Below are 20,569 nucleotides of genomic sequence, written 5' to 3'. Positions count from 1 at the left end.
AAAAACACGCCCCGGCGGGGGGTGGGCTCCGTGTGTCGGGGGGGCCGGCCCGGGGCCCCCCACTACCCGATGGCTCAGTTCGCCTTGTGGATCGCGCGCTTGCTCACGGCCATTGCCGCGTCGTGCACCACTTCCGACAGCGACGGGTGGGCGTGGCAGATGCGCGCCAGGTCATCGGCCGAACCGCTGAACTCCATGGTCAGCACGCCTTCGTGCACCAGCTCGGACACATTGGCGCCGACCAGGTGCATGCCCAGGATGCGATCGGTTTCGGCGTGGGCCAGAACCTTCACGAAGCCTGCCGGCTCGATCATCGCCACGGCACGGCCGTTGGCGGCGAACGGGAAGCTGCCGGCCTTGTACGGGATGCCCTCGGCCTTCAGCTGCTGCTCGGTCTTGCCGACCCAGGCCAGCTCCGGCTCGGTGTAGATGACCCACGGAATGGTGTCGAAGTTGACGTGGCCCGGCAGGCCAGCGATCAGCTCGGCAACCGCGATGCCTTCCTCGAAGCCCTTGTGTGCCAGCATCGGGCCGCGCACGCAGTCACCGACCGCCCAGACGCCGTTGACGCCGGTGTGGCAGTGCGCGTCGACTTCGATCTGGCCACGCTCGTTGATCTTGACGCCGGTACCTTCGGCCAGCAGGCCCTTGGTGGCGGCGCGACGGCCGACGGCCACCAGCAGCTTGTCCACCACCAGCGACTTCTCGCCTTCGGCGTCGCTGTAGGTCAGGGCGACTTCCTTCTTCTTGCCCTTGCCGGTCACTTCGGCCTTGGAGACCTTGGCACCCAGGCGGATGTCCAGGCCCTGCTTCTTGAATTCCTTGGCGGCGGTCTTGGCCACTTCGGTATCAGCCGCCGCCAGGAAGTCGGGCAGCGCTTCCAGGATGGTCACTTCCGAACCCAGGCGCTTCCACACGCTGCCCAGTTCCAGGCCGATCACACCGGCGCCGATCACGGCCAGGCGTGCCGGCACTTCGGTGAAGTCCAGGCCGCCGACGTTGTCGACGATGGTCTCGCCGTCGAACTTGGCGAACGGCAGTTCGATCGAATCCGAACCGGCGGCGATGATGACGTTGGTGCCCTTCAGCTCGACGACCGAACCGTCATGCTGGGTAACCTTGACCAAGTTGCCCGGCTGCAGTTCGCCGAAGCCGTAGTAGGCGGCGACCTTGTTGGCCTTGAACAGCATGGCGATGCCGCCGGTGAACTGCTTGACGATCTTGTCCTTGCGGCCAACCATCGCCTCGACGTCCATCTTGGCATCCTTGAAGCTGATGCCGTGGTCGCCAAAGATGTGGCCCATGTTCCAGAACTGGCGCGAGGAATCCAGCAGCGCCTTGGACGGGATGCAGCCCACGCGCAGGCAGGTGCCACCCAGGGCCGGCTTGCCGTCCTTGCCCAGCGCTGCGTCGATGCAGGCGGTCTTCAGGCCAAGCTGGGCCGCGCGGATGGCAGCGTGGTAACCGGCCGGGCCGGCACCGATGACGACGACGTCGAATTGTTCAGCCATTGAAATAGTCCTTGTTGCATTACCAGAACCCCTCCGCGCAGGCGCGGAGGGGCGGGAGGTCTCTTACAGGCCGAACAGCATGCGGCCCGGGTTTTCCAGCTGGTTCTTGATGTCCACCAGGAACTGCACCGAGTCCTTGCCGTCGATGATGCGGTGATCGTAGGACAGCGCCAGGTACATCATCGGCGCGATCACGACCTGGCCGTTCTGGGCGATCGGGCGCTCCTTGATGGCATGCATGCCGAGGATGGCGCTCTGCGGCGGGTTGATGATCGGGGTCGACAGCAGCGAACCGAAGGTGCCGCCGTTGGTCACGGTGAAGGTGCCGCCCTGCAGTTCTTCCAGGCTCAGCTTGCCGTCACGGGCCTTCTTGGCGTAGTCGGCGATGGTCTTTTCGATGTCGGCGAACGACATGCGCTCGACGTTGCGCAGCACCGGCGTGACCAAGCCCTTCTCGGTCGACACGGCGATGGAGATGTCCGAGTAGCCGTGGTAGATGATGTCGTCGCCGTCGATCGAGGCATTGACCAGCGGGAAGCGCTGCAGCGCGTTGGCGGCGGCCTTCACGAAGAAGCTCATGAAGCCGAGCTTGATGCCGTGTGCCTTGACGAACTCGTCCTGCAGTTCCTTGCGCGCCGCCGACACCTTGGACAGGTCGACTTCGTTGAAGGTGGTCAGCATGGCGGTGGAGTTCTTCGACTCCATCAGGCGCTCGGCGATGCGCTTGCGGATGCGGGTCATCGGCACGCGTTCTTCCGGACGTGCGCCACCGGCCTTGCCGGCGCCGCCGTTGCGGGCGAAGTTGACGATGTCTTCCTTGGTGACGGCGCCACGACGGCCGGTGCCGTCGACATCGGCCGGGTTCACGCCTTCGGTGATGGCGGTGAAGCGGGCGCCCGGCGGCAGCGCGTCGGCAGCCGACTTGGCAGCCGGGGCCGGCGCAGCGGCGGCGGCCGGAGCAGCAGCGGCCGGAGCGGCCTCGGCCTTCTTCTCTTCGGCGGCCGGTGCCGGGGCAGCGGCCACGGCGCCTTCTTCGATGATCGCCACGACCTGGCTGGAAGTGACGGTGTCGCCTTCCTTGAACTTGATTTCCTTGATCACGCCATCGACCGGCGACGGCACTTCCAGGACGACCTTGTCGGTTTCCAGGTCAAGCAGGTTTTCGTCGCGCTTGACGGCGTCGCCCACCTTCTTGTGCCAGGTGGCGATGGTGCCGTCGGCGACGGATTCGGGCAGTACCGGGGCTTTGACTTCGGTGGCCATGCGGGAGCTTCCTGGTTTGTCTTCTAAATAGGGGGAGAGTTATTCAGCGAACGAGTCGTTGAACGGGTTGACCAGTGCATCGGCGACCAGCTGCTGCTGTTCGCGGACGTGGTCAGCCATGTGACCGGCAGCCGGCGAAGCCGAACGTGCGCGACCGGCGTAGTGCAGGCTCTGGCCATCGGCCAGGCAGAACTGCAGGTGGTGGCGGATCTGGTACCACGCGCCCTGGTTCTGCGGTTCTTCCTGCGTCCACACCACGTCGGTGGCCTTGCCGTACTTCTTCAGTTCGGCAGCCAGCAGCGCACGCGGGAACGGGTACAGCTGCTCCACGCGGATGATCGCCACGTCGTCCTGGCCACGCTTGGTCTGGTCTTCCAGCAGGTCGTAGTAGACCTTGCCCGAGCACAGCACCACGCGCTTGACCTTCTTGGCATCTGCAGTGGCATCGCCGATCAGGTGCTGGAACTCGCCATTGGCCAGCTCGTCCAGGGTCGACACGGCCAGCTTGTGGCGCAGCAGCGACTTGGGCGACATCACCACCAGCGGCTTGCGGGTGGTCAGGTGCTGCTGGCGACGCAGCATGTGGAAGGCCTGCGCCGGGGTCGACGGCACCACCACCAGCATGTTCTCCAGCGCGCACAGCTGCAGGAAGCGCTCCAGGCGCGCCGAGCTGTGTTCCGGGCCTTGCCCTTCATAACCGTGCGGCAGCAGCAGGGTCAGGCCGGAGATGCGGCCCCACTTTGCTTCACCGGCGGCGATGAACTGGTCGATCACCACCTGGGCGCCGTTGGCGAAGTCGCCGAACTGGCCTTCCCAGATGCACAGGGTGTTCGGGTCGGTGGTCGAGAAACCGTACTCGTAGGCCATCACCGCTTCTTCGCTGAGCAGCGAATCGATGACGGTGGCCTTCTCCGGCGAATCCACCAGCTGCCGCAGCGGCAGGTAGTAGTTGTCGGTCTTCTGGTCGTGCAGGATCGCGTGGCGGTGGGTGAACGTACCGCGGCCGACGTCCTGGCCGACCAGGCGCAGCGCACTGCCTTCATCGAGCAGGGTGGCGTAGGCCAGGTTCTCGGCAAAGCCCCAGTCGCCCGGGATTTCGCCGGCAGCCATCTTGCGGCGATCGTCGTACACCTTGGCTACGCGCGAGTGCAGCTGCACTTCTTCGGGCACGGTGTTGATCAGCTTGGCCAGCGCGACCAGCTTGTCCTTGTCGACCTTCGTCGACACCGGGTCGGACAGCTTGCCTTCCAGCAGCTTGGGCCAATCAACGAACAGCGGGCTGGTCGGCGGGGTCTTCTCGACCTTGGCCAGCTCGGTGGTCACTTCACCGGCGTCGAGCTTCTCGCGGTACGCATCGACCATCGCCTTGCCGGCGCCGGCGGCGATCACGCCCGCCTTTTCCAGCTGCTCGGCATACATCTCGCGGGTGGTGGCGTGCTTGCGGATCACCTGGTACATCAGCGGCTGGGTGATCGCCGGCTCGTCGGCCTCGTTGTGGCCCCAACGGCGGTAGCACATCAGGTCGATGACCACGTCCTTGGCGAACTTCTGGCGGAACTCGAAGGCCAGCTGCGCGGCGAACACCACTGCTTCCGGATCATCGCCGTTCACGTGCAGCACCGGTGCGGCGATCATCTTCGCCACGTCGGTGGCATAGCGCGTGGAGCGCGTATCCAGCGGATTGGAGGTGGTGAAGCCAACCTGGTTGTTGACCACGATGTGCACGGTGCCGCCAACGGCGAAGCCGCGGGCCTGCGACATCTGGAACAGCTCCATGACCACGCCCTGGCCGGAGAAGGCCGCGTCGCCGTGGATCAGGATCGGCATCACCTGCTTGCGCGCGGTGTCCTTGCGGCGTTCCTGGCGCGAACGCACGGAACCGGCAACCACCGGGTCAGCGATTTCCAGGTGCGACGGGTTGAACGCCAGCGCCAGGTGGACCGGGCCACCTTCAGTGGCGACGTCGGCGGAGAAGCCCATGTGGTACTTCACGTCGCCGGCCGAGGCGTGCTCGTCGTGCTCGAACTTGCCTTCGAATTCGTCGAACAGCTTGCGCGGGTTCTTGCCAAGGGTGTTGACCAGCACGTTGAGGCGGCCACGGTGGGCCATGCCGACCACCACGTCCTTGACGCCATTCTTGCCGGCGCTGCGGATGATGGTGTCCATCATCGGGATCAGCGAGTCGCCGCCTTCCAGCGAGAAGCGCTTCTGGCCGACGTACTTGGTGTGCAGGTAGCGTTCGAGGCCTTCGGCGGCGGTCAGGCGCTCCAGCGTACGGCGCTGGGTGTCAGCGTCCAGCTGGTAGTTGCCACCGGCCAGTTCCAGCTTCTTGTAGATCCACTGGCGCTGCTCGACCTCGGAGATGTGCATGAACTCCGCACCGATCGAACCGGTGTAGGTCGCCTTCAGGCGCGCCAGCAGGTCACGCAGCTTCATGCGCGGCTGACCACCCACGCCGCCGGTGCTGAATTCGCTGTTGAGGTCAGCATCGGACAGGTTGTGGAAGGGCAGGCCCAGGTCCGGGGTGTTGACCGGAGCGGCCAGGCCCAGCGGGTCCAGGCGGGCGTCCAGATGACCACGCGAACGGTAGGCGGTGATCAGGCGACCGACATTGCGCTCGCGCTCATCGCCTGCACCGGTGCCGGTGCCTGCTTTCAGCGCATCCTTGGCCGCGTCCGCGATGTGGGAAATGACGGCCGAGTGCGGAATGTCGCCCGCTTCGCGGCCCTTGAAGCCGTCGAAGTAGGTTTTCCATTTGGGATCGACACTATCCGGGGAGACCAGGTACTGCTCGTACAGGTCCTCGACATAGGAGGCGTTGCCGCCGGCGAGTTGCGAAGATTGCGCAAACTGCTTCAGTTGATTGTCCACGATGGAGGGTGCTGATTCGCTTTGTGGGGTATGGCTTCAGAAGGACCCGGCACGAAGATGAATAGCCATGCACGGGCGCGTTCAAACGGCCAAATTGTACCCCCATCCGGACACGAAGGGGCAGCGAGGAGGGCATCGGGCGTCCCCCGGTGTCGGTCCCAGACAGGTTGAGCGCGCCGGTCGCGGTCAGATGCCGAGCGCGCGCAATTCGCTGCATTCGCGCGAACGGTCCCAGACGCGCTGCAATTGCTGCTCGAACGGCTGCGAACGTGCCGGCAGCGCGATTGCGGATTCGCCGTCGAGGCGATGACCGATGAGACGAAAGTAGAAGTCGCCGGCATCGTTGAGCAGGCAGGCGGAGGCCAGGGCGCGATCGATCGGATCGGCCACCTCGCGGAACTGGATCACACTGGGAAGGCGCTGGAACAGCGCCAGCAGCGGCGCACCGGCGCTGGCGATGGCCGCGGCGTCATGCACGATCACCCGCAGCTGCTTGTCGTGGCGGGCGGTGACGAAGCGGCGCAGGGCTGCCTGTACCGGTGGTGCATCCAGCAGGCCGGGGTCCAGCTGCCGGCTGTGCAGCCACAGCCGGCGGCGGGCGCGGTGGATGATCGCCGTGGTGATCGCCACGGCTTCGGCGCGACTGTCGATGGCCGATGTGGTCTGCAGCCGTCGCCGCATCTGCTGGTGGCCGATGCCGGCTTCTTCGAATTCCGGGCCTTCCGGCAGGAAGCCCTGGCGGGCGTAGAAGTCGCGCGCCGGCAGCTGCGCATGCAGGTGCAGCTCGGCCAGGCCGAGCTGGCGCCCGGCCTGTACCAGCGCCTCCAGCAGGGCCTCGCCAACGCCGTGGCCGCGATACGCAGCCAGCACCGCCATGCGGCCGATACGACCATCCGGCGCCAGCCGCCCGGTGCCGACCGGTTGCCCGTCGGCATCCAGCGCCAGCACGTGGGCGCAGACCGGGTCCAGGGCATCGCGCTCGAGTGCGGCGTCGATGCCCTGTTCCTGCACGAACACCCGTTGGCGCACGTCGTGGATGGCGACGTGGGCCTCGGCATGGCGTACCTGCTGGACCCGCAGTGGGCTCATGGCTCAGCCGCGGCTGGGCTCGCTGTCGTCTTCGTCGTGGTCGTCGAAGTTGACGATCACTTCAATGCCATCGTCGTGCACGGTCACCAGATGAACGTCATCGGACATGGCGTCAGCGTCGATGACCTCGACCTGCTCGCGGCCCTCGATTACCTCACCCAACACCGCTTCCTCCTCGTCGGCATACACCTCGTTCGGATCGATCAGCTGGAACACGCCGCCGACCAGCAGCTGCTGGAGTACTGCGCGGCCCTTGTCGGACAGGCCGCGGTAGGCGGCAGCGTCGAGCTGCTCGGCACCGGCCAGGCGCTGCGCGTCCTTGACCGGCAGGGCGAAGTCCTGGCCGCTGACATACAGGCTGGCGCCGCGCTTGGCCCGGCGCCAGGCCAGGCGCGCCCACGGGTGACGCTGCAGCAGCAGGCCCGACTGCAGGGCGTCGATCACTTCTTCCTGCGGCGGCGCGGCCTGGTGGGCCATCACCTCGCCGGCAGCGCGGTAGGTGGTGATGAAGCGGCCGAACCAGTCACCCAGCTTGTCCGGATCGTTCATGCGGATGGCGTTGAGGGCGGTGATCACCCGCGCCATTGCCACGGTGTCGATTTCGTTCGGGTCGGCCGGTGCCTTCAGGTCGGCATCCTGGTAGCGGATGTTTTCGTCGGCGTCGGCGATCAACGTGTCCAGATAATCACTGATCAGCTCGGCCGAGGACGGTGCACGCATGCCGAACGAGAACGTCAGGCACGGGTCTTCAGCGACGCCGTGATGCGGCACGTTCGGCGGCAGGTACAGCATGTCGCCCGGCGCCAGCACCCAGTCGTGGGTCGGCTTGAACACTTCCAGCAGCTTCAGTTCCACGTCGGGGCGGAAGCCCAGCGGCGGGCGCTTGCCCTTGATCGATTCGCTGGCATCGATCTGCCAGCGGCGGTGGCCGTGGGCCTGCAGCAGGAACACGTCGTACTGGTCGACATGGGCGCCGACCGAGCCACCGGTAGCGGCGAAGCTGATCATCACATCGTCCATGCGCCAGCGCGGCAGGAAGCTGAAGTGTTCGATCAGGGCGCGCACGTCCTTGTCCCACTTGTCCACGTCCTGCACCAGCAGGGTCCAGTCGTGGTCGGGCAGGGCCGGGAAGATGTCTTCCTGGAACGGGCCGCTGCGCACGCGCCAGCTGTCCTGGGCCTTGTCGTGCTCGATCAGGCGGGCCAGCACGCCCTCTTCGCAGGCCAGGCCGGCCAGGTCTTCCGGCTGTACCGGGGTCTGGAAGTCGGGGAAGGCGTTGCGGATCAACAGCGGGCGTTTCTGCCAGAAGTCGCGCAGGAACACGGCCGGGGACATGCCCAGCGGCTGGCCACGACGGGCGGTGACTTCGATCAGGGGGGAGGTGGACTTGCGGGCGGCCATGGGGGAGTTCCTTGCAGCGGAAAGCGGGAGGGGCGGCGTGGCGGGCCGCCAAGGCCTCCATTGTCCGACGTTCGTTGGGATTGCGCACGTGCGGTGGTTTGTCGCGGGGTTCCGGCCAACGGCTGAGCCCCTCGTGGCGACATCTTGGTAGGGTCGACTGTTAGTCGACCGGCTTCATGGGCTTGGCCGGGCGGGTGGGCTGCGCAGGGGACGCTGCAAGTACGTCCCTGTAAGCTCGATGGCGCCATCCATGGCGCCAACGCCCCTGCATGGCCCACCCGCCTGGCCCCTGACAGTTTCCTGCGGGGCCTGCCACGGAATGGAAAGAAGAAAATCAAAGGCAAGAGCGGGTCGCGCGCTGCGCTTGCCCGTGCATCTGTAGAGCCGAGCCCACGCTCGGCTTGCTGTTGGAACAAGCAGCCGAGCATGGGCTTGTATGTTCCTCCCGGCTCCTACGCGGTATGTAGGAGCCAGGGTGGAGGGACCGTCAACATGATATCTGCGGGTAGCATCCGACAGACGAGCCGAGCGATCCCCATCCCGCACCTTAACGTCGATAAAGGATCTAGCGGCCTTTGAGGACCGCCGATGTAGGCAAGCCAACGTGGTGCGGTACCACCCCAGCCCCTCAACAATAGCTGGGAGTTGCGCAGATGTCAGATTCAGATTGTTTGGCCGTCGGCATCGATGCCGACTCAAAGAGCCTTGTGGTGGCACGCCATGGCACCAAGGGCAGCACTCGAATCCCCAATTCAGCGTCGGCCATCGGTAAGTGGCTGTCCAGCCTGCCGACCAGGTCTCGCATTGGGGTGGAGGCGACCAATCGCTACCACGAGCTTGTGGCTCAATCTGCCCAGAAGGCCGGCCACGCGGTCTTTGTGCTCAATCCGCGCGACATCAAGCATTACGCCAAGGGGGTGGCTTGCCGCGGCAAGACCGACTCTGGCGACGCACAGGTTATCGCGCGCTACATCGCCAAGGAGGCCGACAATCTGCACGAGCATGTCGCCCGTTCGCCTGCGCAGGAGCGGCTGCACGTGCTGCTCCAGCAACGTGACAGTCTGGTCCGGAGCAAGGCGAAGTTGAATCTCTCGCTAGGCGCGGGGGCGTCGGAGTCGCCCATCTTTGGGCGCATCTTCGGTGGTCTGAAAGAGGCCATTGCCATGCTGGACCAGCAGATTCAGCAACTGTGCCGCAGCGGCGAACAGCGCGACCTGTATCGGCGGATCATGACCATCCCGGGGATCGGACCGACGGTGGCGGCCTTCGTCACCCATCACATCACGCGCTGGCCCTTGGCCAGCTCGGACGCCTGGATCGCCTGTACCGGTCTGGATCCACGACCCAACGAATCCGGCGCGCGGATCGGCAAAAGGCGCTTGTCCAAGCGTGGCAACGCCAGCCTGCGCCAGATCCTCTACATGGCTGCCATGGGCCTGACCCGCTCAAAGGGTGGCAAGCCTCTCTACAACGCCATCCGCGAGCGCGGCCACAGCAGTACTGCCAGTTTCAACATTCTGGCGAGAAAACTAGCCAAGATCCCCTGGGGCGTCTTCAAAAGTGGCCGGGACTTCGATCCAGCCATGCTGAAAGTGGGTCAAGCCTGCTTCCAGCAGGCTTGACCGCGAACATAGGATCTCGGCTCTACAAAGACCCCAAAACGCAAAACAAAGAGGGACGCGGCGAAGCCGCGTCCCTCTTTCAAATTCCGTCCCGACAACCCAATGCTCTTCGAACCGTCACCGGAAAGGGTCGCGCGCTGCGCTTGCTCGTGCATTTGTAGAGCCGAGCCAGCGCTCGGCTGATTTCGCCAGTGCGACAAGCAGTCCGGCGTAGGCTTCTTGCTGCAGGATCAGGCAAAGGTCGCAGAAATTGCCAGGAAGTATCGAGACCCGGTGGAGCTCTCTAGTTGTCGACCTGAAGATCGTCGTGTGATTTCAACTGAATGATCTGACAAACGCTCGGATTCCATACGACGAATACTCGTATAAGGAGAAGCCCTGTGTCTGGCACAAGATGCCTAAATGTTCAATGGCCTCGACCTTCTTCAGGTTCTCAATGGCGTTCTCCCCACCCAGTGAAAGCAGCGGCTGGAATCCATAGCATTCACCGATTTCTAAGGGCCCAAGCTTCTTTCGTGCTCTGGAGAATAGTCGTCTGTCATCCTTGTCGTAAGCATCGATATCCTCTGCGTCGAGCATAAATGGGATCTCGATGGCATGCTCCAGATGCATTCCGGCATCTGTATTCCTTGCAGATGCCTCGCATATCACGGAGCCATGCATAAGTTCTATCTCTCCGATGCCGAAGACTTCGTGATAGAAGAAGATGTTGCCGAACGCACTATGGCAAAACGCGTGGCAATTCGTGCTGTTGAATTGCTCGTCGCGGTCGAACACTGCATCCAGAATGCCTTCGAAACGCCTGGGGTGGCATGTCTGGAGCTGGCCTTGCAGTGTGAAGAAGAAGCCCAGTTTAGCGAAGAGTTCGCGGAGTTGATCCGGAAGGGATGCTGGAAGTGAATTCCACTCGTCGCGGGTGAGCGAGCGACACAGCTTTGGGTGTCCATGCTCGTTGACGATGTAGTCAATTAGTTTACTCATCTCTGATCTGCAGTTTGGCCTTCGAATCTGCGGCGCGAATACGTCATTTGCCGGACGTGTTGATGGTCGAACATATCAGGCAATACCGACGTTGGCCCGCTTTCAGAAGCGGTCACTCCGGCCTGCCTTGTCCCGGTGTGCGGCATGAAATGAGGATGGGAGCCAGAAACGACAAAAGGGACGCGGCGAAGCCGCGTCCCTCTTTCAAATTCCGTCCCGACAACCCAATGCTCTTCGATCCGTCACCGGGAAACTGTCAGAGGTGGGTCGGGTTGGGCTCGCGGGGGTGTCCGCGGCATGGATGCCGTGGCCAAGCCTTATCTGATTGGAATCTGGCAGCGTAGGTGTCGAGAGCCGGCGTGGGCCGCCGTGTAAGCCTGGATCTCGACGATCGCCTTGGAGCTTGGCGCCCACGCCGGAATCTCCCTTGATCCGTCCGAACAGTTGCTGGAGCTGACACTCGCAGTAATAAGACTGGGCAAGCGGGGGAGCTCTCGACCCTTCCAGACTATACGGAGTCCGGTGATGAACGGGATCGGGATTGATGTCAGCAAGCGCCAACTGGATGTCGGCACGACGGACGGAGAGGTGCTGCAGGTCAGCAATAGCGCTTCGGGTTTCGCTGAATTGGATCTCTGGTTGAGGAAACATCCGGTGAGCCAGATCGTGCTGGAGGCCACTGGGGGCTACGAACAGTCAGTACTGAACTTCCTGCACAACGCGGGTCATGCGGTGGTCCGTGCCAATGCGCTGCGGGCTCGCAGGCTGGCCCAGGGAATGGGCCAGGTGGCCAAGACCGACCGTCTGGATGCCTATGCATTGGCGCAGATGGCGGCCTTGGTGAAACTGCCCGCCTATCAGCCACTGGAGCCCTGGCAGCAAAAGCTGCGGGAGTTTGTGCGGGCGCGTCGACAGACGATGGAGGCCCTGACCGTAGCGCGCCAGCAGCAGGAGATGGTGACCGATCGTGAGTTGCGCCGACTGCTGCAAGCCAACATCAACCGCCTGCAGAGGATGGTTGGGCGTTTGGGACAGCAGATTGCCGGGCAGGTTGCCCAGCAACCTCAGCTGGCGGTACTGAAGTCGATGAAAGGCGTGGGCCCTGTCCTGCAGGCGGTATTGGCCAGCTATCTGCCGGAGCTGGGCAAGATCAGCGGCAAGGCCATCGCCAGTCTGGTCGGTGTAGCACCCATGTCCCACGACAGCGGAACCATGCGCGGCAAACGAAGCATCCATGGCGGCAGGGCTGAGATCCGTCAGGTGCTTTACATGGCCAGCATGTCGGCCATGCGGCATGAACCTCGACTGCGCGATTTCTACCAGTCGCTGCGAGCCCGAGGCAAAGAAGGAAAAGTAGCCATCGTGGCGGTGATGCGGAAGATGCTGGTGATTCTCAACGCCCGCATGCGTGACGCTCAAGGCGGATCGATCCCCGCCTGAAGCCAGTCTGCGCGTGCCCCAAAAGGCTGCCGGCCAGCGGCCGGCACTACCGTGCGTGCCTGTCGGAGGGGCCGAGGCCCCTCTCTCAACACAGTTGCTCCAGGGACGGATTCACGGCGTCCCCCGCGAACCCAACCCGACCCGCCAAGCGAGGCAATAACCCAGAGCCGCCTTTGACGTTGCTATTGCAGTTGCCTGCCGCAGGCAGCGCCCGCGGCCGCCGCCGCAAAGGAAACCCCTTAGATCTTCTTCGCCAGCGACTCCGCCAGGCCGGTATAGCTGCCCGGGGTCATCTCCAGCAGGCGCTGCTTGGCATCGGCCGGCAGCTCCAGCCCCTGCACGAACGCACGCATCGACTCGGCCGTGATGCCCTGGCCGCGGGTCAGCGCCTTCAGCTGCTCGTACGGGTTCGGCAGGCCATGGCGGCGCATCACCGTCTGCACGGCCTCGGCCAGCACTTCCCAGGCCGCATCCAGATCGGCATCCAGGCGCTGCGGGTTCACTTCCAGCTTGCCCAGGCCCTTGGCCAGCGAATCCAGCGCCACCTGGCTGTGGCCGAATGCGGTGCCCAGCGCGCGCAGCACGGTGGAATCGGTCAGGTCGCGCTGCCAGCGGCTGATCGGCAGCTTCGCGCTGAAATGCTCGAACAGCGCGTTGGCGATGCCGAAGTTGCCTTCGGCGTTCTCGAAATCGATCGGGTTGACCTTGTGCGGCATCGTCGACGAACCGACTTCGCCTTCCTTCAGGCGCTGCTTGAAGTAGCCCAGCGAGACGTAGCCCCAGATGTCGCGGGCCAGGTCGATCAGGATGATGTTGGCGCGGCGGGCGGCATCGCCGATCTCGGCGATGTTGTCGTGCGGCTCGATCTGCGTGGTGTACGGGTTGAACACCAGGCCCAGGCCAGTGACGAAGCGCTCGGCGAAAGCCGGCCAGTCCACGTCCGGGTAGCTGGCGATGTGGGCGTTGTAGTTGCCGACCGCGCCGTTGATCTTGCCGGTCAGTTCGACCGCGGCGATCTGCCGGCGCTGGCGCTCCAGGCGCGCGACCACGTTGGCCAGCTCCTTGCCGAGGGTGGTCGGCGAGGCGGTCTGGCCGTGGGTGCGCGACAGCATCGGCTGGCCCGCCTGGGCGTGGGCCAGGGTGCGCAGTGCGTCGGCGACGCCGTCCAGGGTCGGCAGCAGCACGTCGCGACGGGCCTGTTCCAGCATCAGGCCGTAGCTGAGGTTGTTGATGTCTTCGCTGGTGCAGGCGAAATGCACGAATTCCAGCGCCGGGGCCAGCTCGGCATCGTCCTTCAGCTGTTCCTTGATGAAGTACTCCACCGCCTTGACGTCATGGTTGGTGGTGCGCTCGATTTCCTTCACGCGCGCGGCCTGGGCCGGGCTGAAGCCGCTGGCCAGCGCACGCAGGCGGGCGATAGCGGTGTCAGAGAACGCGGCCAGCTCGACGATGCCCGGCTCGGCGGCCAGGGCCAGCAGCCACTCCACTTCGACCGTGACGCGGGCCTTGATCAGGCCGTACTCGGAGAAGATCGGGCGCAGGGCGTCGACCTTGCCGGCATAGCGGCCATCGAGCGGGGACAGGGCGAGCAGGGCGGATTCGGACATGTCGGCAGGGCTGGGACGAGCGGCGGGGGCCATATTCTACGACGTGCCGGGCGGGAGCGCCCTGTAGAGCCGCGCCTACGCTCGGCTGCTCCTCAGGCGCCAGACCGCAGATGCAGCCGAGCGTGGGCTCGGCTCTACAACACAATCGGCCCTTCGGATGAAACGATCTGGCCCGTCCTCGCCATCCCACGCTGCGGACAAGGGAGTATCGTTGTCGCAGCCGCCAGCCCGGGAAGCGACACCCTGCCAGCCGCCGCTTCCCTTTCCCCAACCGAAGTAGTGCGGAGTCGATGCAATGAGCAAAGCTGCAAGCAAGAGCGCCCCCAAGGATTTCCGGATCGAGCACGACAGCATGGGCGAACTGCAGGTGCCTGCCGACGCCCTGTGGGGCGCGCAGACCCAGCGCGCTGTACAGAATTTCCCGGTGTCGGGCCAGCGCATGCCGCGCGGCTTCATCCGTGCACTGGGCCTGGTCAAGGGAGCCGCCGCCGGCGTCAACGCCGAACTGGGCCACTTGCCCAAGACCGTGGCCAAGGCCATCCAGTCCGCCGCCGCCGAAGTGGCAGACGGTACGTGGGATGCGCAGTTCCCGATCGATGTCTACCAGACCGGCTCGGGCACTTCCTCGAACATGAATGCCAACGAGGTCATCGCCACGCTGGCCAACCGTGCCGGCAAGGCAGGCAAGACCACCGTGCACCCGAACGATCACGTCAACCAGGGGCAGAGCTCCAACGACGTGATTCCGACGGCGCTGCGCGTGTCGGCCGTGCTGGCCACCCATGAGCAGCTGCTGCCAGCGCTGGTGCACCTGCGCAGGACGCTGGACAAGAAGGGCCGCAGCCTGCGCAAGGTGGTCAAGACCGGCCGCACCCACCTGATGGACGCGATGCCGCTGACCTTCGAACAGGAATTTGGTGCGTGGTCGGCGCAGCTGGCCTCGGCACAGGAGCGCATCGAGGACAGCCTGAAGCGCGTGCGCCGCCTGCCGCTGGGCGGTACCGCCATCGGCACCGGCATCAATGCCGACCCGCGCTTTGGTGCGCAGGTGGCCAAGGCGCTGAAGCAGCAGACCGGCTTCAAGTTCGACAGTGCCGAGAACAAGTTCGAAGGCCTGGCCGCGCAGGATGATGCGGTGGAACTGTCGGGCCAGCTCAATGCGCTGGCGGTGGCCCTGATCAAGATCGCCAACGACCTGCGCTGGATGAATGCCGGTCCGCTGGCGGGCCTGGGCGAGATCGAACTGCCGGCACTGCAGCCGGGGTCCTCGATCATGCCGGGCAAGGTCAATCCGGTGATTCCGGAGGCGACGGTGATGGCCTGCGCGCAGGTGATCGGCCACCACACGGCGATCACCGTGGCCGGCCAGACCGGCAATTTCCAGCTCAATGTGACGCTGCCGCTGATCGCGGTGAACCTGCTCGATGGCATCGGCCTGCTGGCCAATGTGTCGACCCTGCTGGCCGACAGCGCCATTGCCGGACTGAAGGTGCGCGAGGACCGCGTGGCCGAGGCGCTGGCGCGCAATCCGATCCTGGTGACGGCGCTGAACCCGATCATCGGCTACGAGAAGGCCGCTGCGATCGCCAAGCGCGCCTACAAGGAGCAGCGCCCGGTGCTGGACGTGGCGCTGGAAGACAGCGGCCTGGCCGAAGCCGAACTCCGCCGGCTGCTGGACCCGACCGCGCTGACCGCCGGTGGCATCCAGGCCGGCGGCGGTGGTGCCGGCGGCTGATCTGCAATCTGCACTCTGTAGAGCCGAGCCTATGCTCGCCTCTACAAATGGAAACGCCGCCCGGGAGGGCGGCGTTCTCGTTTCAGCGACGGTCGGCGACGATGTTGCCGAAGGTCTCGGTGTAATCCTTGAACTCGGGAATGGTCTGCACCAGGTCCGGCGGAATCACCTGCATGCCTTCCGGCGGCACGATCTTCACCGGCTGCATGTTGGGATCGGCCGGGGCGGCCACCAGTGTGTTCTGGCGCAGCACCTGCAGCTTGCCGAACATCGTCTGCAGCATCTGCTTCTGCTCGGCGTTGAGCGGGATCAGGATCTCGTCGATCTTCATCTGCCCGTCCGGCAGGATGATGATGTTCGGCGCCGGCTGGCGGCGCACGGTCACGAGGCTTTCGCTGACCGAGATCTTCGGTTTGCCGCGCTCGGCGCGGTGGTTGCGGTAGTCCTGGTCACAGCCGACCAGGCCCAGGCAGAGCAGGGCGGCCAGCAGCAGAAACAGCTTTTTCATGGCGGTTCAATGAAGTGCATCCGGGGCCGCCATTGTAAGCCTGCCGGGGCGCAGCGGCCGGCAACGCAGGTGCGCCGCCGGCCGGGTGCGCTGATGTGTCACAGGGTCAGCGGTTGACGACGGTGTCCTTGCCGCAGTCGTCCACATCGCTCTGGTCCATCGTGGCGTAGGGCTTGAAAGCCGGCAGCGAGGCCGCCAGCGCCTGCTGGCTGGCCAGCAGGGCCGGCATGCGGTCGCAGATGCGCTTGGCCTGCGCTTCGATCTTGGCGGCCTCGGCGTTGATCCGCTTTTCGATGCCTTCGCTGTCGCCGCTGAAGATGCCCTTCAGTGCTTCCCCGGCAGCGTTGGCGCCGAGCTTGGCGCCCGCCAGGCCCACGTCCATGCCGTCCATCGCCACCGCCACCACGTGGCCGCGGTAATCGAGCAGCTGGCGGCGCTGGCCATCGTCCAGCGTCACCTGCTTGCCGCCGATCAACAGCTGTCCCTGCGGGGTGATCTCCGCGCGCGGCTGGTTGTCGGCGGAGATCTTGATGTTGCCCTCGGCGATTTCCTTGCGGGCGTCGTCCATCGCTTCCTTGACGGTCTGGCCGACGCCACCGGCGGTCTCGGCCACCGCCTTGCCGGCGGTCTTGTCGGGGCTGGAGGCGCCGCCACAGGCGATCAGCGGCAGGCACAGCAGGGCAGCAGGCAGCAGGCGCAGCAGGTTCATGGCATTCCCCTCGAATCGGATGGTTGGGCGTTACTTGCCGCGGGGCAGGGTGACGGTGCCGGTCACGCTGCGATGCTGGACGTCGCCGCTGCCGCTGTGCTCGACGGTGAGGTTGCCGCGCACGCCATCGACATCGATGTCGCCCGAGCCGTGGCTGCGCACACGGACATTGCCGCCGACCTGCTCGATCTCGACATTGCCGGAGCCGACCACGCCGATCTCGACGTTGCCCTGCACCTGCTTGAAGCCGATGTCGCCGGAGCCGACGGTATCCAGTCGCGCGTTGCCACGCACGTCGGTCACCTTCAGGTCACCGGAGCCGACGGTGCCGACGCTGGCATCACCGCCGATGTTGCGGGCGTTGACGTCGCCCGAACCGAGCGAGAGCAGGTTGAACGATGCGGCGCCATCAACGTCCAGGTCGCCCGAACCCACGGCGGCATGCACGCTGCCACGGGTACCGCGGGCGATGCCATCACCGGAGCCCACGTCCATGCTCAGCGACTGCGCGTTCTCGATGCTGCCATCACCGGAGCCGATCTTGAACTGCAGCGGCAGGTTGTCCGGCACGCTGCCACGGATGTCCAGCCAGGCATAGCTGTTGCCCATCGACAGCGCGTCGCGGCTGTCGCGGCGCAGGCTCACCACCAGCTTGTCGCCCACGCGCCGCTGGTCCAGCACCAGCTGGTCCAGCCAGTCCTTGTTGGACGCGCACGCGCGGCCGTCGAGCTGGCCGCCACCCGCGCTGGCGACCACCTTCAGGTCATGCTGGTTGATCTCGAACACCACCGCCTTGGCGCCGGCCGTGTCGATCTTCAACGCGCGCGGCGCGGAGTACTTGCAGTTCGGTGCATCGGCGGCCAGCGCCGACAGGGGCAACAGCAACAGTGCACTACAGGCAATCAAGGAACGCATGGGTGGTGCCTCCAGGTTGAAGATTAGATTTCGCCAGCGCGCTTGCGCAGGCGGATGGCGATGAAGATGAAGACCACGCCGAAGGCCGCGCCGATCCACAGGTCGGGCATTGCCAGCGACTTCAGCTGCTGGGCAGGGTTCATCAGCGAGACGATCGAATCCAGGCTCTTGTGTTCGTCGCTGGCGCCCAGGCGGTACAGCAGGTCCACGCCGGGAACGGTGCCAAGCAGCAGGCGGCCGACGATGTGCTGCCAGAACCAGCCGGTACTCATGTCAAACAGGTGCATCAACTTGGTGGTGCTGACGATGATGCCGGCGAACAGGGGCAGCATCACCGCCCACAGGAACGGCTTGCTCTTGGCCCAGGCCGAGCAGAGCAGCAGCCAGCCGGCGGTGGGCAGCGCCCACAACGCATAGACCGGGATGGCGGCGAGCAGGCCGGCGCCCAGGGTCAGGGGGCTGGCCGGCCCCCAGATCAGGGTGGTGGGGCTGCCGCCATGGGTCAACGCGACCAGGCTGATGATCAGCAGGAAGCCGAACATGGTGACGATGGCGGCCAGGGTGGCGACCAGCGGGGCCACGATCAGTGCGCTGAGCACCTTGGACAGTACGGTCTGGGTATCGGACAGCGGCAGCGACTTCCAGAACAGGATGCTGCGGTCGCGACGATCATCGTACAGCGCACCCAGGCAATAGAAGAACACCACGAAGGCCAGTACCAGGAATGGCCAGGTCGAGCTGAGGATGAGGGTCAGGTCCAGGCCGTTGCCCAGGTCAGCCATGTCCTTGGCGCTGATCTGGCGGGTCAGCAGGCCCAGATCCAGGCCGTTGATGTTCACGTCCTCGCCATCGATGTGCAGGCCACCGTCGCGCGCGGCACGATGCAGGGCGAACAGGCCCAGGCCGATGCCGATGCTGCTCATCAGCAGCGAGACGATGCCGGCGATCACCGGGGCGTACAGGAAACCACCGCGGTTTTCCCAGTATTCGCGCTTGAGCAGCCAGCGCAGGGTGCCTGCGGGACTGACAGGATGGTTGACGGCATTCATGCGTAGGTCCCCTTCATGACAGCGACGAACAGATCGGCAAGGCCGGCGTTGCGGGTTTCACCCAGGCTGGCCAGCTGGCTGCGTGGCACCCCGTCGAACAGCAGGACGGTCTTGCCGAAGGCCTGGCTGCGCTCGTCGATGGGCTTCAGTGCGCGGGCGGTTTCAAGCTGATCGGCGCCGACCAGCAGCTCGGTATAGCGCTCGCCGACCTCGTCCATTTCCGCATTGAGCACGATGCGGCCGTCGCGGATGAACATCACGTCGGTGAGGATGTGCTCGATCTCTTCCACCTGGTGGGTGGTGACGATGATGGTCTTCTGCTCGTCGAAGTAGTCTTCCAGCAGGCGCTGGTAGAACTCCTTGCGGTACAGGATGTCCAGGCCGAGCGTGGGTTCGTCCAACACCAGCACCTTGGCGTCGATGGCCATCACCAGGGCCAGGTGCAGCTGCACGATCATGCCCTTGGACAGTTCACGCACGCGCTGCTTCGGCTGCAGCTTGGTATTGGCCAGGAAGCGTTCGCAACGGGCACGGTCGAAGCGCGGGTGCACGCCGGCGACGAAGTCGATCGCCTCACGCACCTTCAGCCAGCGCGGCAGCACGGCGACATCGGCGATGAAGCAGATGTCGTTCATCAGGTCGTCGCGGTGCGCACGCGGGTCACGGCCGAGCACGCTCAGCTCGCCTTCCACCGAGGTCAGCCCGAGCACCGCCTTCAGCGCGGTGGTCTTGCCGGCACCATTGGGGCCGATCAGGCCGATGATCCGGCCTGCCGGTATGGAGAAACTGGCATTGTCGAGCGCGAGCGTGTTCTTGTAGGCCTTGCGAAGGCCACGGGCGGTAATGACAGCGTCGCTTGGCACAGCGGTAGTGGGACTGGCATTCATCAGAATTTCCCCTGGGGCAACAATTCGTCGAGACTCAGGCCCAGTCGCTGGATCCGTTCCAGTACGGCCGGCCATTCTTCATTGAGGAAGCGTTCGCGCTCGCTGCTGCGCAGCTGCGTGGCCGCCTGTTCGGTCATGAACATGCCCAGCCCGCGGCGCTTCTCGACCAGGCCTTCATCGGCCAGCTCCTGGTAGGCGCGCGAAACGGTGATGGGGTTGAGCTGGTAATCGGCGGCCACCTGGCGCACCGAAGGAAGGGCATCGCCCGGCTTGAGGATTCCGTCAAGCATCATGGCGATCACGCGTTCCTTCAGCTGGCGGTAGATGGGAGCGCCGTCGCTCCACTGGATGTCGCTCATATTCAGCTCCGTGGGGTCAGCGGCTGTGCGAACGAGAAATACGGCATGGACAGGGAGCTGTGCAGCCGACGCGGGGGGGAGGGGGAGGGAGCGGCATTCCCTGCCGTGGTTGCTGCTGCGTCCTGCGTACTGTCTTCGGAAAGGGCGGGGGAGGAGGCGGCCGGTGGTGCCGGCATGGCCAGCCAGACCAGGACGAACAGGGTCGATACCGCGGTGACCGCGGGGGCGGTGAGGCTGCGACGCATCCGGGTGTTCATGGTTCCCCCTGTCTCAGGTGACTGGTGTTGTATGCAACTATAACACCGGCACGCCTGTGTGCAAGTCCTGCCCCTACCCAACTGATGGCAGGGGTGTTCATGACGCCGAAATATTCGTTCAACTAGTTGATTTTTATTGAAAAAACGAAGTTGCGGCGGACTGTTTCCGGCCAGCCTCCCATTCAGCCATGTCCATGCTATGTCATCACCGGCGCGGTGATACGGCCCCCGGGAGCCTTCCGCCAAGTCGCGCAAAGCCCGGCAGCGTGTGTGCTGCAGGGGCTTGCAGACCCCGATGCTATAGTTCGGCCGATTCCCGGCCGGTCACGGCCGGACCCCTGGAACGGCTACTGCGGAACGTCTCC

16 protein-coding genes are annotated in these 20,569 nt (G+C 64.9%); 3 read left to right on the top strand and 13 right to left on the bottom strand.

The genetic code is table 11. From position 1 onward, the window contains the following. Positions 1 to 74: 74 nt before the first annotated feature. The 5 genes from lpdA to AC13GI_RS05535 form a co-directional block, all read right to left on the bottom strand. Positions 75 to 1,511, bottom strand: coding sequence for a dihydrolipoyl dehydrogenase (gene lpdA, locus AC13GI_RS05555; RefSeq protein WP_482995751.1), 1,437 nt, complete (start codon positions 1,509 to 1,511; stop codon positions 75 to 77). A 63-nt stretch (positions 1,512 to 1,574) separates the two neighbouring features. After that, positions 1,575 to 2,774 carry a dihydrolipoyllysine-residue succinyltransferase gene (gene sucB / locus AC13GI_RS05550; RefSeq protein ID WP_025876796.1) on the bottom strand — a complete coding sequence of 400 codons (1,200 nt, stop codon included), beginning with the start codon at positions 2,772 to 2,774 and terminating at the stop codon, positions 1,575 to 1,577. Positions 2,775 to 2,813: 39 nt separating this feature from the next. After that, on the bottom strand, positions 2,814 to 5,645 hold the full coding sequence (locus AC13GI_RS05545; RefSeq protein ID WP_482995750.1) for a 2-oxoglutarate dehydrogenase E1 component: 2,832 nt from the start codon (positions 5,643 to 5,645) through the stop codon (positions 2,814 to 2,816). A 186-nt stretch (positions 5,646 to 5,831) separates the two neighbouring features. After that, positions 5,832 to 6,734 carry a GNAT family N-acetyltransferase gene (locus AC13GI_RS05540; RefSeq protein ID WP_482995749.1) on the bottom strand — a complete coding sequence of 301 codons (903 nt, stop codon included), beginning with the start codon at positions 6,732 to 6,734 and terminating at the stop codon, positions 5,832 to 5,834. A gap of 3 nt (positions 6,735 to 6,737) precedes the next feature. Next, positions 6,738 to 8,135 (bottom strand): ribosomal protein uL16 3-hydroxylase, encoded by a 1,398-nt coding sequence (locus AC13GI_RS05535; protein ID WP_482995748.1) that lies wholly within the window; start codon positions 8,133 to 8,135, stop codon positions 6,738 to 6,740. Between the two features lie 653 nt (positions 8,136 to 8,788). Here AC13GI_RS05535 and AC13GI_RS05530 point away from each other — a divergent pair. Further along, complete coding sequence (locus AC13GI_RS05530; protein WP_482995747.1) at positions 8,789 to 9,757, top strand: IS110 family transposase; 969 nt, start codon at positions 8,789 to 8,791, stop codon at positions 9,755 to 9,757. Between the two features lie 315 nt (positions 9,758 to 10,072). Here the strand turns inward: AC13GI_RS05530 and AC13GI_RS05525 are convergent, their stop codons facing one another. After that, complete coding sequence (locus tag AC13GI_RS05525) at positions 10,073 to 10,738, bottom strand: T6SS immunity protein Tdi1 domain-containing protein (RefSeq protein ID WP_482995746.1); 666 nt, start codon at positions 10,736 to 10,738, stop codon at positions 10,073 to 10,075. A gap of 525 nt (positions 10,739 to 11,263) precedes the next feature. On the opposite strand from AC13GI_RS05525, the gene AC13GI_RS05520 reads away from it, so the two are divergent. Further along, on the top strand, positions 11,264 to 12,178 hold the full coding sequence (locus AC13GI_RS05520) for an IS110 family RNA-guided transposase (protein ID WP_482995745.1): 915 nt from the start codon (positions 11,264 to 11,266) through the stop codon (positions 12,176 to 12,178). 239 nt (positions 12,179 to 12,417) lie between these two features. Here AC13GI_RS05520 and purB read toward each other — a convergent pair whose 3' ends face one another. Continuing rightward, the gene (gene purB, locus AC13GI_RS05515; RefSeq protein WP_380654261.1) at positions 12,418 to 13,785 is read right to left on the bottom strand and encodes an adenylosuccinate lyase; all 1,368 of its coding nucleotides are present in this window, start codon (positions 13,783 to 13,785) and stop codon (positions 12,418 to 12,420) included. A 295-nt stretch (positions 13,786 to 14,080) separates the two neighbouring features. Here purB and AC13GI_RS05510 point away from each other — a divergent pair, with 295 nt between their 5' ends. Next, entirely contained in the window at positions 14,081 to 15,520 is a 1,440-nt protein-coding gene (locus AC13GI_RS05510) for a class II fumarate hydratase (protein WP_482995744.1), read from the top strand. Between the two features lie 82 nt (positions 15,521 to 15,602). On the opposite strand, the gene AC13GI_RS05505 is transcribed toward AC13GI_RS05510, so the two are convergent. The 6 genes from AC13GI_RS05505 to AC13GI_RS05480 all read right to left on the bottom strand — a co-directional run bounded on the left by AC13GI_RS05505 (position 15,603) and on the right by AC13GI_RS05480 (position 19,947). Further along, positions 15,603 to 16,028, bottom strand: coding sequence for a hypothetical protein (locus tag AC13GI_RS05505; protein WP_346577890.1), 426 nt, complete (start codon positions 16,026 to 16,028; stop codon positions 15,603 to 15,605). A 106-nt stretch (positions 16,029 to 16,134) separates the two neighbouring features. Beyond that, positions 16,135 to 16,737 (bottom strand): DUF2884 family protein, encoded by a 603-nt coding sequence (locus AC13GI_RS05500; RefSeq protein WP_482995743.1) that lies wholly within the window; start codon positions 16,735 to 16,737, stop codon positions 16,135 to 16,137. 30 nt (positions 16,738 to 16,767) lie between these two features. Then, positions 16,768 to 17,652 (bottom strand): GIN domain-containing protein, encoded by an 885-nt coding sequence (locus AC13GI_RS05495; protein ID WP_205405950.1) that lies wholly within the window; start codon positions 17,650 to 17,652, stop codon positions 16,768 to 16,770. A gap of 23 nt (positions 17,653 to 17,675) precedes the next feature. After that, positions 17,676 to 18,701 carry an ABC-2 transporter permease gene (locus tag AC13GI_RS05490; protein WP_089236131.1) on the bottom strand — a complete coding sequence of 342 codons (1,026 nt, stop codon included), beginning with the start codon at positions 18,699 to 18,701 and terminating at the stop codon, positions 17,676 to 17,678. Next, positions 18,698 to 19,588 (bottom strand): ABC transporter ATP-binding protein, encoded by an 891-nt coding sequence (locus AC13GI_RS05485; RefSeq protein ID WP_089236130.1) that lies wholly within the window; start codon positions 19,586 to 19,588, stop codon positions 18,698 to 18,700. Before AC13GI_RS05485 ends, AC13GI_RS05490 begins: the two co-directional genes overlap by 4 nt. Continuing rightward, a complete protein-coding gene (locus tag AC13GI_RS05480; RefSeq protein ID WP_012511573.1) occupies positions 19,588 to 19,947 on the bottom strand; it encodes a GntR family transcriptional regulator in 360 nt (119 codons plus the stop codon). The genes AC13GI_RS05485 and AC13GI_RS05480 overlap by 1 nt, the downstream gene beginning before the upstream one ends. Positions 19,948 to 20,569: the final 622 nt, after the last annotated feature.

The organism is Stenotrophomonas sp. 82F1 (assembly GCF_056861525.1).
Note: the sequence above shows the minus strand (reverse complement) of the source record. Positions and strands in the feature narration are given on the sequence as shown.

Bases quoted from the DNA above. Each gene is read 5' to 3' on its own strand.
- AC13GI_RS05485 (WP_089236130.1), bottom strand. From the start codon at position 19,588: ATGAATGCCAGTCCCACTACCGCTGTGCCAAGCGACGCTGTCATTACC.
- AC13GI_RS05495 (WP_205405950.1), bottom strand. From the start codon at position 17,652: ATGCGTTCCTTGATTGCCTGTAGTGCACTGTTGCTGTTGCCCCTGTCG.
- AC13GI_RS05530 (WP_482995747.1), top strand. From the start codon at position 8,789: ATGTCAGATTCAGATTGTTTGGCCGTCGGCATCGATGCCGACTCAAAG.
- AC13GI_RS05490 (WP_089236131.1), bottom strand. From the start codon at position 18,701: ATGAATGCCGTCAACCATCCTGTCAGTCCCGCAGGCACCCTGCGCTGG.
- lpdA (WP_482995751.1), bottom strand. From the start codon at position 1,511: ATGGCTGAACAATTCGACGTCGTCGTCATCGGTGCCGGCCCGGCCGGT.
- AC13GI_RS05525 (WP_482995746.1), bottom strand. From the start codon at position 10,738: ATGAGTAAACTAATTGACTACATCGTCAACGAGCATGGACACCCAAAG.
- purB (WP_380654261.1), bottom strand. From the start codon at position 13,785: ATGTCCGAATCCGCCCTGCTCGCCCTGTCCCCGCTCGATGGCCGCTAT.
- AC13GI_RS05500 (WP_482995743.1), bottom strand. From the start codon at position 16,737: ATGAACCTGCTGCGCCTGCTGCCTGCTGCCCTGCTGTGCCTGCCGCTG.
- AC13GI_RS05510 (WP_482995744.1), top strand. From the start codon at position 14,081: ATGAGCAAAGCTGCAAGCAAGAGCGCCCCCAAGGATTTCCGGATCGAG.
- AC13GI_RS05535 (WP_482995748.1), bottom strand. From the start codon at position 8,135: ATGGCCGCCCGCAAGTCCACCTCCCCCCTGATCGAAGTCACCGCCCGT.
- sucB (WP_025876796.1), bottom strand. From the start codon at position 2,774: ATGGCCACCGAAGTCAAAGCCCCGGTACTGCCCGAATCCGTCGCCGAC.
- AC13GI_RS05520 (WP_482995745.1), top strand. From the start codon at position 11,264: ATGAACGGGATCGGGATTGATGTCAGCAAGCGCCAACTGGATGTCGGC.
- AC13GI_RS05480 (WP_012511573.1), bottom strand. From the start codon at position 19,947: ATGAGCGACATCCAGTGGAGCGACGGCGCTCCCATCTACCGCCAGCTG.
- AC13GI_RS05505 (WP_346577890.1), bottom strand. From the start codon at position 16,028: ATGAAAAAGCTGTTTCTGCTGCTGGCCGCCCTGCTCTGCCTGGGCCTG.
- AC13GI_RS05540 (WP_482995749.1), bottom strand. From the start codon at position 6,734: ATGAGCCCACTGCGGGTCCAGCAGGTACGCCATGCCGAGGCCCACGTC.